Annotated in this window: 13 protein-coding genes; 9 read left to right on the forward strand and 4 right to left on the reverse strand. The window is 68.0% G+C overall.

Annotated features, from left to right (window positions below; all coding sequences use genetic code 11):
- Nucleotides 1–56 precede the first annotated feature (56 nt).
- A complete protein-coding gene (locus OG698_RS32500; protein ID WP_406107247.1) occupies nucleotides 57–1,538 on the reverse strand; it encodes a hypothetical protein in 1,482 nt (493 codons plus the stop codon).
- A gap of 121 nt (nucleotides 1,539–1,659) precedes the next feature.
- Nucleotides 1,660–1,872: a hypothetical protein gene (locus OG698_RS32505; RefSeq protein ID WP_326713372.1), complete on the reverse strand. Its 213-nt coding sequence runs from the start codon at nucleotides 1,870–1,872 to the stop codon at nucleotides 1,660–1,662.
- Between the two features lie 133 nt (nucleotides 1,873–2,005).
- Here OG698_RS32505 and OG698_RS32510 point away from each other — a divergent pair, with 133 nt between their 5' ends.
- Nucleotides 2,006–2,980, forward strand: coding sequence for a carbohydrate kinase family protein (locus OG698_RS32510; protein ID WP_406107249.1), 975 nt, complete (start codon nucleotides 2,006–2,008; stop codon nucleotides 2,978–2,980).
- Nucleotides 2,981–2,985: 5 nt separating this feature from the next.
- Here OG698_RS32510 and OG698_RS32515 read toward each other — a convergent pair whose 3' ends face one another.
- A complete protein-coding gene (locus OG698_RS32515) occupies nucleotides 2,986–4,374 on the reverse strand; it encodes a cysteine desulfurase/sulfurtransferase TusA family protein (RefSeq protein ID WP_406107250.1) in 1,389 nt (462 codons plus the stop codon).
- A 337-nt stretch (nucleotides 4,375–4,711) separates the two neighbouring features.
- Here OG698_RS32515 and coxB point away from each other — a divergent pair, with 337 nt between their 5' ends.
- The 4 genes from coxB to OG698_RS32535 all read left to right on the forward strand — a co-directional run bounded on the left by coxB (nucleotide 4,712) and on the right by OG698_RS32535 (nucleotide 9,209).
- Nucleotides 4,712–5,671 carry a cytochrome c oxidase subunit II gene (gene coxB, locus OG698_RS32520; protein ID WP_406107251.1) on the forward strand — a complete coding sequence of 320 codons (960 nt, stop codon included), beginning with the start codon at nucleotides 4,712–4,714 and terminating at the stop codon, nucleotides 5,669–5,671.
- Nucleotides 5,668–7,404: a cytochrome c oxidase subunit I gene (ctaD, locus tag OG698_RS32525; RefSeq protein ID WP_406107253.1), complete on the forward strand. Its 1,737-nt coding sequence runs from the start codon at nucleotides 5,668–5,670 to the stop codon at nucleotides 7,402–7,404. The genes coxB and ctaD overlap by 4 nt, the downstream gene beginning before the upstream one ends.
- Nucleotides 7,401–7,799, forward strand: coding sequence for a cytochrome c oxidase subunit 4 (locus OG698_RS32530; protein WP_406107255.1), 399 nt, complete (start codon nucleotides 7,401–7,403; stop codon nucleotides 7,797–7,799). The genes ctaD and OG698_RS32530 overlap by 4 nt, the downstream gene beginning before the upstream one ends.
- Nucleotides 7,800–7,949: 150 nt before the next feature.
- Nucleotides 7,950–9,209, forward strand: a complete 1,260-nt coding sequence (locus OG698_RS32535) for an Ig-like domain-containing protein (RefSeq protein WP_406107257.1) — start codon at nucleotides 7,950–7,952, stop codon at nucleotides 9,207–9,209.
- 80 nt (nucleotides 9,210–9,289) lie between these two features.
- Here the strand turns inward: OG698_RS32535 and OG698_RS32540 are convergent, their stop codons facing one another.
- Nucleotides 9,290–9,691, reverse strand: a complete 402-nt coding sequence (locus OG698_RS32540; protein ID WP_406107258.1) for a hypothetical protein — start codon at nucleotides 9,689–9,691, stop codon at nucleotides 9,290–9,292.
- A 187-nt stretch (nucleotides 9,692–9,878) separates the two neighbouring features.
- Here OG698_RS32540 and OG698_RS32545 point away from each other — a divergent pair, with 187 nt between their 5' ends.
- The 4 genes from OG698_RS32545 (at nucleotide 9,879) to OG698_RS32560 (ending at nucleotide 14,071) form a co-directional block, all read left to right on the forward strand.
- Complete coding sequence (locus OG698_RS32545; protein WP_406107260.1) at nucleotides 9,879–10,499, forward strand: heme-copper oxidase subunit III; 621 nt, start codon at nucleotides 9,879–9,881, stop codon at nucleotides 10,497–10,499.
- A 73-nt stretch (nucleotides 10,500–10,572) separates the two neighbouring features.
- Nucleotides 10,573–11,382: a c-type cytochrome gene (locus OG698_RS32550; RefSeq protein ID WP_100592162.1), complete on the forward strand. Its 810-nt coding sequence runs from the start codon at nucleotides 10,573–10,575 to the stop codon at nucleotides 11,380–11,382.
- A complete protein-coding gene (locus tag OG698_RS32555; RefSeq protein WP_399968437.1) occupies nucleotides 11,379–12,437 on the forward strand; it encodes a Rieske 2Fe-2S domain-containing protein in 1,059 nt (352 codons plus the stop codon). Before OG698_RS32550 ends, OG698_RS32555 begins: the two co-directional genes overlap by 4 nt.
- Entirely contained in the window at nucleotides 12,434–14,071 is a 1,638-nt protein-coding gene (locus OG698_RS32560; RefSeq protein WP_406107262.1) for a cytochrome bc complex cytochrome b subunit, read from the forward strand. Before OG698_RS32555 ends, OG698_RS32560 begins: the two co-directional genes overlap by 4 nt.
- Nucleotides 14,072–14,168 lie beyond the last annotated feature (97 nt).

Below are 14,168 nucleotides of genomic sequence, written 5' to 3' on the forward strand. Positions count from 1 at the left end.
CGAAGCGGCGGTTCCCTGCTCGAGGGGGAACCGCCGCTTCGCGTTTTGCTGCGACGTCAGCTCTGCGGCGCCGGCGCGTGCCCCCGGCTGCCGTCCGCGTGCGGCACCGCCCGGTCGTTCGAGTCCACGACCTTCCGGCCGTCGAGCGGCTCGTCCAGCGTCACCGGCAGCGTGTAGAACTTCGCCATCGCGACGCAGACCGTGCCCTTCTTCCGCGTCTCCGTGACCTTCAGGGCGACCTTGCCGTCCTGCTCCGTCGCCGAGGCCGTGTAGGTGCTGCACACGCCGCCCGTGAAGTGCGCCGTCAGCGTCCGCCCGTCCCCGCTGTAGCCGTCGGGGCGCACATTGCGGGTGTCGGTCCCCCGGTCACCGGGCTGCACGCTCGGCCGCGGGCTCGGCTTGCCGGTCGGCCCCTGCGCTTGCGGCGACGTCAGGAACTTCGGGTCCACCGCGGGATGCGTCACCGTGAAGGCCGCCTGCCCGCCCTGCGGCCTCACCTGGAACAGCCACGACGGTACGAGGATCTGCCGCCCCTGCGTGAACTGAGCCGCGAGCCCGAACGTCGCACCCGTGACATGGACGGGCTCCGCCGCGGGCAGCTTCGTCGGCGCCTTGCACGGCGCCTCGTCCCGCTCCTTCACCGGCACCGGGCTCGCACAGCCGCCGATACCGACGCGACCGGCCCCGACAGCCGTGGAGTTGAGCAGATCGAGCGTCTTCTGCGCACTGATCACGGGATACGTGTCACCCTTGGCCGGCTTCTTCAACTGGCCGCTGCCACCCACCACTTGACCGTCCGAGCCGACCTGGACGCCCGTGGTCCAGCCGTACGTGGGCAGGTCGCCCACGCGGGGCTCCGCGTTCACCACCCGTATCGCGCCCATCAGTTGGCGCGCGTCGAGCTTCGCGTCGTCCTGGCCGAGCGCCTTGAGGACCGGAGCGGCCGCCTGCTTCGCGGCGTCCTCGCTCACGGCGTCCTTGGCGCTGCCGTTCCCCGGCGCCTCGGTGCACTTGGTGGGGCTCGCGCACTTGTGGCCCGCGGACGGTGCGTAGCGCGCATACGTCCATGCGCCGGGGGATCGCTCGGTCACCTGGAGCGAGGGGCCCGAGCCGTCCTTGGCCGGGCCCACCTTCCAGGCGCCGTTCTCCAGGCGCGGGGTGCCCTGCGCGTCGAGCGTCCTGGCGAGCGCGGCGACATCGGCCGCGGTCACCTTGCCCTCGGTCCGGTAGACGGGGGCGTCGCCGGGGCCCGTCGGGAGCTTGCCGTCGGCCCGGTAACGGGTGCCGTTCGGGTCGGGCTCACCCGGCGCGATCCCCGAGGTGGAGCCCGTACCGCCCTCCCGGTAGCCGTCCAGGGCGAGCGGCGGGGGAGTGGAGTCGTCGCCCGCCGCCGGGGTGCCGCCGCGGCCGTCGCCGTCGGCCGAGGTCGCCGCGAAATACGCGCCACCGCCACCGACGAGGAGTACCGCTGCCGCGACCGAGGCGACGGCCAGCGGGGACCGCCCCCGGTGTCGATCCTGCGTCTGCTCGGTGCTCACTGCATCGCTCCTTCAACTGCCGCGTCGTACGCCGTATCCCCTTTACGGGGGACAGCGATGGGACGCGGCGGGGGAGTGTGCGGTTCCCTCCTCGCTCCCCAGGGCCCGCGCCGGCCCGCCTCTAGTCCCCGTATTCGGACATCGAGTCGATGAGCCGCGCGGACTTGGAGGGCACGACGACGCCGTGGGGGAGGGAGGGGGCGACGGGAGTCTGCTTGTCCTTGGCGGGGGCCGTCCAGTGCGGGGCCATTCGGGCGCAGTCGCCGCGCAGGGATGCGAGGCCGCCTTCGAGGTCGAGCGGCGCGGACGCGGTGCGGACCTTGAGGTTCGTCATAGAGGAACGCTATGCAGGTCCGGCCCCGCGAAGAAAGCCCTACTATCGGGTAATTTTGCCCCTTCGGCCGGACGGACGCGACCCGGTAGCGTAAAGCGTCAACCCCCTCCGCTCAGGAAGACGTGACCACGCCGTGCGTATCGCAGTCACCGGTTCCATCGCCACCGACCACCTCATGACCTTCCCCGGCCGTTTCGCCGACCAGCTGGTCGCGGATCAGCTGCACACGGTCTCCCTCTCCTTCCTCGTCGACAACCTCGACGTCCGCCGGGGCGGTGTCGGCGCGAACATCGCGTTCGGCATGGGGCAGCTCGGCACGGACCCGATCCTGGTCGGTGCCGCGGGCTCCGACTTCGACGAGTACCGCGCCTGGCTCGACCGACACGGCGTGGACACCGCCTCCGTGCGCATCTCCGAGGTCCTGCACACGGCCCGCTTCGTCTGCACCACGGACGCCGACCACAACCAGATCGGCTCCTTCTACACGGGCGCCATGAGCGAGGCCCGCCTCATCGAGCTGCAGTCCGTCGCCGAGCGCGTCGGCGGCCTCGACCTGGTCCTGATCGGCGCGGACGACCCGGAGGGCATGCTCCGTCACACGGAGGAGTGCCGCTCGCGCTCCATCCCGTTCGCCGCGGACTTCTCGCAGCAGATCGCCCGGATGAGCGGCGACGAGATCCGCACGCTCCTGGACGGCGCCACGTACCTCTTCTCGAACGAGTACGAGAAGGGCCTCATCGAGAGCAAGACCGGCTGGACCGACGAGGAGATCCTCGGCAAGGTCGGCCACCGCGTCACGACCCTCGGCTCGCGCGGCGTCCGCATCGAGGGCGTCGGCGAGGACCCGATCGAGGTCGGCTGCGCCGAGGAGGAGGCCAAGGTCGACCCGACCGGCGTCGGCGACGCGTTCCGCGCGGGCTTCCTGTCCGGCCTGGCCTGGGGCGTCGGCCATGAGCGCGCCGCCCAGGTCGGCTGCATGCTCGCCACGCTGGTCATCGAGACCCTCGGTACGCAGGAGTACCAGCTGCGCCGCGGCCACTTCATGGACCGCTTCACCAAGGCGTACGGCCACGAGGCCGCGGCCGAGGTCAAGGAGTACCTGACGTAGTCCCGTCAGGAGAGCCGGCGGACCACATAGGCGGCACCGCGCTCCGCCGGCTCCTCTCCGACGTACTGCTGGCTCCGCATCTCGCACCACGCCGGGATGTCGAGCCGCGCCGCCTCGTCGTCGGCGAGCACGGTCACCGTCCCGCCCACCGGGACGTCCCCGATCACCTTCGCCAGTTCGATGACGGGGATCGGGCACCGCTTCCCGAGCGCGTCGACCACGAGTGAGGGCGCACTCGCCGGCGCGGGGGCGGGCGCGGTCACGGCCGTCGCCCCGAGCCGCTCCCGTACCGAAGCGACCGTCCCCGGCAGCACCTCGAGGAACCGCTCGACGTCGCCCTCGGCCGTCCCGAGCGGCAGCGACACCCGTACGTTCCCCTCGCTCAGCACCCCCATCGCCTTGAGCACATGGCTCGGCGTCAGCGTGCTGCTCGTGCACGACGATCCGGACGAAACAGAAAAACCGGCCCGGTCCAGCTCGTGCAGCAGAGTCTCTCCGTCGACATAGAGACAGGAGAAGGTGACCACGTGGGGCAGCCGCCGCACCGGGTCGCCCACCACCTCGACATCGGGCACGAGCCCCGGGACACGCGCCCGGATCCGCTCCGTCAACTCCCGCAGCCGCGCGTCCTCCTCCGCCGCCTCGGCCCGCACCGCCCGCAGTGAGGCAGCCGCCGCCACGACGGCCGGAATGTTCTCGAAGCCGGCCGCCCGCCCCGACTCCCGTTCGTCCGCGGGGCCTTGGGGCGCGAACCGCACCCCCTTGCGCACGACGAGCAGTCCGACGCCCGCCGGGCCGCCCCACTTGTGCGCGCTGCCCGCCAGCAGTGACCAGTCACCCTCGACCGGACCCCACGCCAGCGACTGCGCCGCGTCCACGAGCAGCGGCACCCCGGCGGCCCGGCACGCCGCGGCGACCTCGGCCACCGGCTGCACCGTCCCCACCTCGTGGTTGGCGGACTGGAGGCAGGCGAGCGCCGTGTCCTCCCTGAGCGCTTCGGCGTACGCGGCGGGGGAGACGGAACCGGCCCGGTCCACGCCCACCTCGGTCACCGAACCGCCGTCCGCCTCCAGCGCGGCAGCCGAATGGAGTACTGAGGAGTGCTCGACCGCGGAAACCACCAGGTGCCGGCCGGCCCGCCGACGTCCCGCGAGCGCGCCGGAGATCCCGGAGTGCACCGCACGCGTCCCCGAAGGGGTGAAAACAAGCTCGTCCGGGCGGCAGCCCACGGCATCGGCGGCGGCCTCACGGGCGGCGTCGAGCAGCAGCCGGGCCCGCCTCCCCTCGCGGTAGAGCCGGGCGGGGTCGGCCCACCCCTCGTCGAGCGAGGCGAGCAGCGCCTGCCGGGCCACGGGGTGCAGGGGAGCGGAGGAGGCAGCGTCGAAGTAGGACACACCACAACGGTAAAGCCCCGGGTGAGCGTGGCCTCCCGCAAGGGGTGAGGGGAGGGGGTGACCGGCCACCCGGAGCGCGCACCCGCCGGACCACCCGCGCCCGTCACCCACCGGACATCCCCCCGATCCCCCGTCAGATCCCCCCGGAACAGCAACTTCCACCCCTTCTGAGTGACCCGCGGCGCGTTAGGCACCCTCCCCGCGCGACCCCAAATAGCGTCCAGTAGGGTTTGGTCCGCATAAACATCCAAACCCCTGCCCGTGTGCCAGGGCGGCGAGCGACCAGCGAGACGGCCGTAGCCAACCAGCGCGGGCGAGACTCTCGGGAAGGCGCTACGTGAGTCCCAACGGCTCCGACCGCTCGTCGCGGCGCCCGATGCGGCGGAAGCTGCCGCAGGTGCTGACTGCGGGCCTGATCCTGGTAACCGCTACTGGTTGCACATACAAGGACTTTCCTCGTCTTGGTATGCCGACCCCGGTTACGGAAGAAGGTCCCAGGATCCTCTCCCTCTGGCAGGGCTCGTGGGCGGCAGCGCTCGCCACGGGTGTCCTTGTCTGGGGCCTGATCCTGTGGAGCATCATCTTCCACCGGCGCAGCCGCACCAAGATCGAGGTACCAACGCAGACGCGGTACAACATGCCGCTCGAGGCGCTGTACACGGTGGTACCCCTCATCATCGTCTCGGTCCTCTTCTACTTCACGGCGCGAGACGAGACGAAGCTCCTCAGCCTCGACGACAAGCCGGCCCACACCATCAACGTGGTCGGCTATCAGTGGAGCTGGGGCTTCAACTACGTCGAGAACGTGCCCGGCTCCACGGGTGACGCGAAGACCTCGAAGGAACTGGCCGGCATTCCGGACCGCTTCATCGAGGACTTCCCGGCGAACGCCGGCGGCGTCTACGAGGCCGGTACCCCGGCGTCGGTGAACCCGCAGACGAAGAACCCCGGCCCCACCCTCTGGCTCCCCAAGGGCGAGAAGGTCCGGTTCGTCCTCACCTCGCGCGACGTCATCCATGACTTCTGGGTGGTGCCGTTCCTGATGAAGCAGGACGTCATTCCGGGCCACACCAACGCCTTCGAGGTGACTCCCAACCGGGAGGGCACCTTCATGGGCAAGTGCGCCGAGCTTTGCGGCGTCGACCACTCGCGCATGCTGTTCAACGTGAAGGTCGTCTCTCCTGAGCGCTACCAGCAGCACCTCAAGGACCTCGTGAAGAAGGGGCAGACCGGTTACATCCCGTCCGGCATCGCGCAGACGAGCCACGAGAAGAACCGGGAGACGAACAACCTGTGAGCATCCTCAACGAACCTCAGGGTGCCGCCGCAGCTGACGACTCGTACGAGAACGAGCTGCCGGTCAGGCGCAAGCAGCCGGGGAATGTCGTCGTCAAGTGGCTGACCACCACTGACCACAAGACGATCGGCACGCTCTACCTGGTCACGTCGTTCGCGTTCTTCTGCATCGGCGGAATCATGGCGCTCTTCATGCGCGCCGAACTCGCTCGTCCCGGCAACCAGATCATGTCGAACGAGCAGTTCAACCAGGCGTTCACGATGCACGGCACGATCATGCTGCTGATGTTCGCGACGCCGCTGTTCGCCGGTTTCACGAACTGGATCATGCCGCTGCAGATCGGCGCGCCCGACGTGGCGTTCCCGCGGCTGAACATGTTCGCCTACTGGCTCTACCTGTTCGGCTCGACCATCGCCGTCGGCGGTTTCCTCACCCCGCAGGGTGCGGCCGACTTCGGCTGGTTCGCCTACTCCCCGCTGTCGGACGCGGTCCGCAGCCCGGGCATCGGCGCCGACATGTGGATCATGGGTCTGGCCTTCTCCGGCTTCGGCACCATCCTCGGCGCGGTCAACTTCATCACCACGATCATCTGCATGCGCGCTCCCGGCATGACGATGTTCCGCATGCCGATCTTCGTATGGAACGTGCTGCTGACCGCCGTCCTGGTCCTGCTCGCCTTCCCGGTCCTGGCCGCCGCGCTGTTCGCCCTGGAGGCGGACCGTAAGTTCGGTGCCCATGTGTTCGACGCCAGTAATGGCGGCGCCTTGCTATGGCAACACCTCTTCTGGTTCTTCGGACACCCAGAGGTGTACATCATCGCGCTGCCATTCTTCGGAATCATTTCCGAAGTGATCCCGGTGTTCTCGAGGAAGCCGATGTTCGGCTACTCGGGCCTGATCGGCGCGACCATTGCGATCGCGGGTCTCTCCGTGACCGTGTGGGCGCACCACATGTACGTCACCGGCGGCGTGCTGTTGCCGTTCTTCTCCTTCATGACGTTCCTCATCGCCGTACCAACAGGCGTGAAGTTCTTCAACTGGATCGGCACGATGTGGAAGGGCTCATTGTCCTTCGAGACACCGATGCTCTGGACGATCGGCTTCCTGATCACCTTCGTCTTCGGTGGTCTGACCGGCGTCATCCTGGCGGCCCCGCCGCTGGACTTCCACGTCTCGGACTCGTACTTCGTCGTCGCGCACTTCCACTACGTCGTCTTCGGCACCGTGGTGTTCGCGATGTTCGCCGGATTCCACTTCTGGTGGCCGAAGTTCACGGGCAAGATGCTCGACGAGCGGCTCGGCAAGATCACGTTCTGGACGCTGTTCATCGGCTTCCACGGCACGTTCCTGGTGCAGCACTGGCTGGGCGTCGAGGGCATGCCGCGTCGTTACGCGGACTACCTCGCGGCCGACGGCTTCACCGCGCTGAACACGATCTCGACGATCTCCTCGTTCCTGCTCGGTCTGTCGATCCTGCCGTTCTTCTACAACGTGTGGAAGACCGCCAAGTACGGCAAGAAGGTCGAGGTCGACGACCCGTGGGGCTACGGCCGTTCGCTCGAATGGGCGACGTCCTGCCCGCCGCCGCGGCACAACTTCCTCACCCTGCCGCGCATTCGCAGTGAATCGCCGGCGTTCGACCTGCACCACCCGGAGATCGCCGCGATGGACCAGCTCCAGAACGGCGGCCACGGGGGCAACGCTCTCTCCGGTGGCAAGGAGGCCGGCAAGTGAAGGTCCAAGGCAAGATGTTCATCTGGCTGAGCGTCTTCGTGCTCGCCACGGCGATCGTCTACGGCGTGTGGTCGAAGGAGCCCGCCGGAACGACGGCGCTCTTCCTGGCCTTCGGCCTGTGCATCATGGTCGGTTACTACCTGGCCTTCACGGCCCGGCGGCTCGACACGGGTGCGCAGGACAACAAGGAGGCCGATGTCGCGGACGACGCCGGTGAGGTGGGCTTCTTCAGCCCGCACAGCTGGCAGCCGCTCGCTCTGGCCATCGGCGGTGCGCTCGGCTTCATGGGCGTCGTCTTCGGCTGGTGGCTGATGTACTTCTCGGCCCCGGTCATCATGATCGGCCTGTGGGGCTGGGTCTTCGAGTACTACCGCGGCGAGAACCGGACCCAGTAGGGCCCGGACGACGCCGAAAGGGCCCGGACACTCCTGACGGAGTGACCGGGCCCTTTCCCGTGCCCCGTCCCGGCCGTGCCCCGTCCCGGCCGTGCCTCGGACGGCCTAATCGACGCGCCGCAGGCGGCGGGGGTTCATACCGTGTTGCTCATGAACAACTCACCGAGAATTCGCATGGTAATGGGCTGCACTCTGCTGGTGACCGCACTCGGTGCGAGCGTCACGGGCTGCAGCGGCTCCAGTCACCCGCTCTCCGCCAAGCCGTACGACGCGGCGGGCGAGATCGGCTTCAGCGGCGAGTCCGGGAGCAAGAAGGCCGACCCGGACAAGCCCATAGAGATCACCTCGGAGGGCGACGAAGCACGCATAACCGATGTCACGGCCACCGACGAGATAGGCCGCTATGTCGTGGGCGAACTGTCCGCCGACGGCAGCAGGTGGCACAGCACCGCCCCGCTCGCCGCCGACGCCCACTACACGGTGCACGTGAGCACCGAGGACGACGAGGGCGCGCCCGGCCGCAAGGTCCTCACCTTCGACACGGGCCACCCGAACAAGAAGAAGTCCCTGAAGGTCACCTTCGGCCCCGAGGCCGGCAAGTACGGCGTCGGACAGCCCGTCACCGCCGAACTCAGCGCCGCCGTCAAGGACAAGGCCGCACGGGCCGTCGTCGAGCGGGCCCTGAAGGTCGACTCGGAGCCCGCCGTGGCGGGCTCCTGGACGTGGGTGGACGACAAGACGCTGCACTTCCGCCCCGAGGAGTACTGGCCCGCAGGAGCCACCGTGGAGGCGCACAGCACCCTCGACGGCATCAAGGTCGGCGACCGCCTCTGGGGCGGCGCCTCCAAGCCGCTTCGCCTCACCATCGGCGACCGAATAGAGGCCGTGACCGACGCCGGCTCTCACCAGATGACGGTCTACCGCAACGGCCGAGTGATCAACACCCTCCCCGTCACCACCGGCAAGCCCGGCTTCGAGACCCGCAACGGCGTCAAGGTCGTACTCGGCAAGGAACGCTTCGTACGGATGCGCAGCACCAGCATCGGCATCGCCGAGGGCTCGTCGGAGTCGTACGACATGCCCGTGTACTTCGCGACCCGGGTGACCTGGAGCGGCGAATACGTGCACGCCGCGCCCTGGTCCCAGGGCTCGCAGGGGTACGCCAACGTCAGCCACGGCTGCACCGGCATGAGCATGAGCAACGCCGAGTGGTTCTTCAACACCGTCCGCACCGGCGACATCGTGAAGGTCGTCAACAGCAACGGCGCGCAAATGGACCCGTTCGGCAACGGCTTCGGCGACTGGAACCTCAGCTGGAAGAACTGGGAGAAGGGCAGCGCCGTCCAGGCGGTCGCGACGGACGGCGGCCGCAGCACGGTCCAGGCGGCCCGGCTGAGCCCCGAGGTGTGAGACTTCTGACTCCGGAACACACACGGACGGGGCGGCCCGCAGCAGCGCTGCGGGCCGCCCCGTCCGTGTACCGAAGCGCCCTACGCCTCCACGGCGCGCCGGGAGCGCAGCAGGGAGGCCAGTGTGCCCGCGAACTCCACCGGGTCGACCGGCAGCGTCACGGCGGCCTCGGCGCGGCTCCAGGTGGCCAGCCAGGCGTCCTGCGGGCGGCCCATCAGGAGCAGCACCGGCGGGCAGTGGAAGATCTCGTCCTTGATCTGCCGGCAGACACCCATGCCGCCCGCGGGAACGGCCTCGCCGTCCAGGACGCAGACGTCGATGCCGCCGTGGTCCAGCTCCTTGAGGACCGCCGGGAGCGTGGCGCACTCGACGAACTCGATCTCGGGGGCGTCGGCGGCGGGCCGGCGCCCGGTCGCGAGGCGGACCTGTTCGCGGGTGCTTGCGTTGTCGCTGTAGACCAGGACCGTCGCGGTCGACTGCATCGTTCCTCCGAGACTTCGGCGTCTTTGACTCATCAAGGTGGGGAAGCGTTGCGCGGAGCCTACTCCTCTCGACACCCCGTCAACACCGGTTCGGACACCGCCCTGATGGGCCATACGGGCTGGACACACCCCACAGACACTCCGAACGGCACCCCCCGGGGTGAGCGCGAGATAAGCGACCGACATAATGTCGGTCGTGGCGACAGCAACGACAGTAGAAACCGGGCACGCGCACCCGTCGGTCAATCGGCCGAACCTCACCAGCGTCGGAACCATCATCTGGCTGAGTTCCGAGCTGATGTTCTTCGCGGCCCTCTTCGCGATGTACTTCACCCTGCGATCGGTGACCGGGCCAGATCACTGGAAGGAAATGGCCGAGTCGCTGAACGTTCCGTTCTCAGCGACGAACACCACGATCCTGGTGCTCTCCTCACTGACCTGTCAGCTCGGCGTGTTCGCCGCCGAGCGCGGGGATGTGAAGAAGCTCAGGACATGGTTCATCGTCACCTTCATCATGGGTGCGATCTTCATCGGCGGTCAGATCTTCGAGTACACCGAGCTGGTCACGAAGGACGGTCTCTCGCTGTCCTCCGACCCGTACGGCTCGGTGTTCTACCTGACGACTGGCTTCCATGGACTGCACGTGACAGGCGGCCTCATCGCCTTCCTGTTCGTCCTCGGGCGCACATACGCGGCCAGCAAGTTCACCCATGAGCAGGCGACCGCAGCCATCGTCGTGTCCTATTACTGGCACTTCGTCGATGTCGTCTGGATCGGCCTTTTCGCCACGATCTACTTGATCAAGTAGCCGGCACGTCGTCCCGACGTACCGACTCGTCCAGTAAGCACCGACGCAGAAGATCCTGACACCGGGGTAATCCGTGAAAAAGCTCTCCGCACGACGACGCCATCCGCTGGCGGCGGTCGTCGTCCTACTCCTCGCGCTGGCGGCCACCGGGGGGCTGTACGCCGCGTTCGCACCCGCGAGCAAGGCGCAGGCCGACGAAACCGCCCAGTCCCTCGCCATCGACGAGGGCAAGAAGCTCTACGCCGTTGGCTGCGCCAGCTGCCACGGCACCGGCGGTCAGGGATCCAGTGACGGTCCGCCGCTGACGGGCGTGGGCGCCGCGGCCGTCGACTTCCAGGTCGGCACCGGGCGCATGCCCGCGCAGCAGCCCGGCGCGCAGATCCCGAAGAAGAAGGTCATCTACTCGCAGGCCGAGATCGACCAGCTCGCGGCGTACGTCGCCTCGCTCGGTGCCGGTCCGACCGTCCCGACGAAGAACCAGGTCAGCCCGGAGGGTGCGGACATCGCCAACGGTGGCGAGCTGTTCCGTACCAACTGCGCGCAGTGCCACAACTTCACCGGTGAGGGCGGCGCGCTGACACACGGCAAGTTCGCGCCGAACCTGGAGGACGTGAGCCCGAAGCACATCTACGAGGCCATGCAGACGGGCCCGCAGAACATGCCGTCCTTCCCCGACACCACGATGCCGGAGAAGAGCAAGAAGGACATCATCGCGTACATCAACGCGGTCAACGGCAACGAGACCGAGAGCCCCGGCGGGCTGACGCTGGGCGGGCTCGGCCCGTTCACTGAAGGCCTGTTCGCCTGGGTCTTCGGTCTCGGCGCCCTGGTCGCCGTCGCCGTCTGGGTCGCCGCTCGGACCGCAAAGGCCAAGAAGTCATGAGTAGTCAAGAGATTCCAGAAGAGAACCTGCCCAGCGCGCAGGACGCCGACCAGCCGCACGGCTCGGTCGCGGTGAAGGAAGACCCCTTCGCCAATCCGGGGCTGCCGCCCCACGAGCACCGGATCCAGGACATCGACGAGCGGGCCGCCAGGCGCTCCGAGCGCGTGGTCGCCTTCCTGTTCACGCTCTCGATGCTCTCCACGGTCGCCTTCATCGCCGCGTTCGTGACGATCAAGGCCGACAAGAGCGTCTTCATCTGGCCGATCGGGCACATCAGCGCGCTGAACTTCGCGCTCGGCATGACGCTCGGCCTGGCGCTGTTCTGCATCGGCGCGGGCGCGGTCCACTGGGCCCGCACCCTGATGTCCGACGTGGAGGTCGCCGACGACCGTCACGCGATCTCGGCCGAGCCCGAGGTCAAGGCGAAGGTCCTGGCGGACTTCAAGCAGGGCGCCAAGGAGTCGCAGTTCGGCCGGCGCAAGCTGATCCGCAACACGCTCTTCGGCGCGGTCGCGATGGTCCCGCTCTCCGGCATCGTCCTTCTCCGTGACCTCGGTCCGCTGCCGGAGGACAAGCTCCGGCACACCGCGTGGAAGAAGGGCAAGCTCCTCGTCAACATGAACACGAACGAGCCGCTGCGTCCTTCGGACATCGTGGTCGGCTCGCTCACCTTCGCCAAGCCCGAGGGCGTGGAGGAGCACGACGAGGACTTCCAGCAGGTCATGGGCAAGGCCGCCCTGATGCTGGTCCGGATCCAGCCGGACGAGATCAAGGACAAGCAAGAGCTCGCGTGGGGCCACGAGGGTGTCGTCGCGTACTCGAAGGTCTGCACCCACGTGGGCTGCCCGATCTCCCTGTACGAGCAGCAGACGCACCACGTGCTCTGCCCCTGTCACCAGTCCACCTTCGACCTCTCCGACGGCGCCCGCGTCATCTTCGGTCCCGCCGGCCACGCGCTCCCGCAGCTGCGTATCGGCGTGAACGACGAGGGTTACCTGCAGGCGCTCGGCGACTTCGCAGAGCCCGTCGGTCCTGCTTTCTGGGAGCGCGGATGAGCACTTCGACGACCAACGACGCGTCCTCGCGCGAGAAGGCGCCCGCCGGTGAGCGGGTGGCCGACTGGGCGGACGGCCGGCTCGGGATCTACTCCCTGGCCAAGGCCAACATGCGCAAGATCTTCCCGGACCACTGGTCCTTCATGCTCGGTGAGATCTGCCTCTACAGCTTCATCATCATCATCCTCACGGGTGTGTACCTGACGCTGTTCTTCCACCCGTCGATGAACGAGGTGGAGTACCACGGCAGCTACGTCCCGCTGCAGGGACAGCTGATGTCCGAGGCATTCAACTCGACCATGCACATCTCCTTCGAGGTGCGCGGTGGTCTGCTGATCCGGCAGATCCACCACTGGGCGGCGCTGATCTTCCTCGCCGGCATGTTCGTGCACATGATGCGCGTGTTCTTCACGGGTGCGTTCCGCAAGCCGCGTGAGGTCAACTGGGTATTCGGCTTCCTGCTGTTCGTCCTCGGCATGTTCACCGGCTTCACCGGTTACTCGCTGCCGGACGACCTGCTCTCCGGCACCGGTGTCCGCTTCATGGAGGGCGCGGTCCTGTCCGTGCCGATCGTCGGCACGTACCTGTCGTTCTTCCTCTTCGGCGGCGAGTTCCCGGGCGGCGACTTCGTCGCGCGGTTCTACTCGGTCCACATCCTGCTGCTGCCGGGCATCATGCTCGGTCTCGTGGTCGCTCACCTGATCCTGGTCTTCTACCACAAGCACACGCAGTTCGCGGGCCCCGGAAAGACGAACAAGAACGTCGTCGGCATGCCGCTGCTCCCGGTCTACATGGCCAAGGCGGGTGGCTTCTTCTTCCTGGTCTTCGGTGTCATCGCGGTCGTCGCCGCGATCGCGTCGGTCAACCCGATCTGGGCCATGGGCCCGTACCGGGTCGACCAGGTCTCCACCGGCGCGCAGCCCGACTGGTACATGGGCTTCTCCGAGGGCCTGATCCGCTTCATGCCGGGCTGGGAGATCAACCTCTGGGGTCACACGCTCGTCCTGGGTGTGTTCATCCCGCTGATGATCTTCCCGCTGGTCCTGGTGGTGATCGCGGTCTACCCGTTCATCGAGTCCTGGATCACCGGCGACAAGCGCGAGCACCACATCCTGGACCGCCCGCGCAACGTCCCGACCCGGACCGCGTTCGGTGCCGCCTGGATCAGCTGGTACTTCGTCCTGCTCCTCGGTGGTGGTAACGACCTCTGGGCCACGCACTTCCACCTGTCGATCAACGCGATCACCTGGTTCGTGCGTATCGGGTTCTTCGTCGTGCCCGTACTGGCCTTCATCGTCACCAAGCGGATCTGCCTCGGCCTCCAGCGCCGCGACAAGGACAAGGTGCTGCACGGACGCGAGTCCGGCCTCATCAAGCGCCTGCCGCACGGTGAGTTCATCGAGGTCCACGAGCCGCTCGGGCCCGACGCCCTGCACACCCTCACCGCGCACGAGCAGTACGCGCCGCTCGAGGTCGGCCCGACGGTCGACGAGAACGGTGTGGAGCGCAAGGTGTCCGGTACGGAGAAGCTGCGGGCCAAGCTCTCCGAGGGGATGTACGGCGAGGAGAGCCAGATCCCCAAGCCGACTGTCGAGGAGTACCAGGAGATCACCAGCGGCCACGGCCACCACTGATCACCTGACCTGACCACACGGTCGCCACGGTGAGAGCCCCGTCCAGGCACTGGACGGGGCTCTTTGCCGCTCTCCGGGCTGGATAGGGTGGCCTTGT

Source organism: Streptomyces sp. NBC_01003, assembly GCF_045162695.1.
GTDB lineage: Bacteria > Actinomycetota > Actinomycetes > Streptomycetales > Streptomycetaceae > Streptomyces.

What these genes read in the sequence shown, in the direction of transcription:
- OG698_RS32505 (WP_326713372.1), bottom strand. Translation starts at nt 1,872, where the DNA reads ATGACGAACCTCAAGGTCCGCACCGCGTCCGCGCCGCTCGACCTCGAA.
- OG698_RS32535 (WP_406107257.1), top strand. Translation starts at nt 7,950, where the DNA reads ATGAACAACTCACCGAGAATTCGCATGGTAATGGGCTGCACTCTGCTG.
- OG698_RS32540 (WP_406107258.1), bottom strand. Translation starts at nt 9,691, where the DNA reads ATGCAGTCGACCGCGACGGTCCTGGTCTACAGCGACAACGCAAGCACC.
- OG698_RS32545 (WP_406107260.1), top strand. Translation starts at nt 9,879, where the DNA reads ATGTCGGTCGTGGCGACAGCAACGACAGTAGAAACCGGGCACGCGCAC.
- OG698_RS32555 (WP_399968437.1), top strand. Translation starts at nt 11,379, where the DNA reads ATGAGTAGTCAAGAGATTCCAGAAGAGAACCTGCCCAGCGCGCAGGAC.
- OG698_RS32560 (WP_406107262.1), top strand. Translation starts at nt 12,434, where the DNA reads ATGAGCACTTCGACGACCAACGACGCGTCCTCGCGCGAGAAGGCGCCC.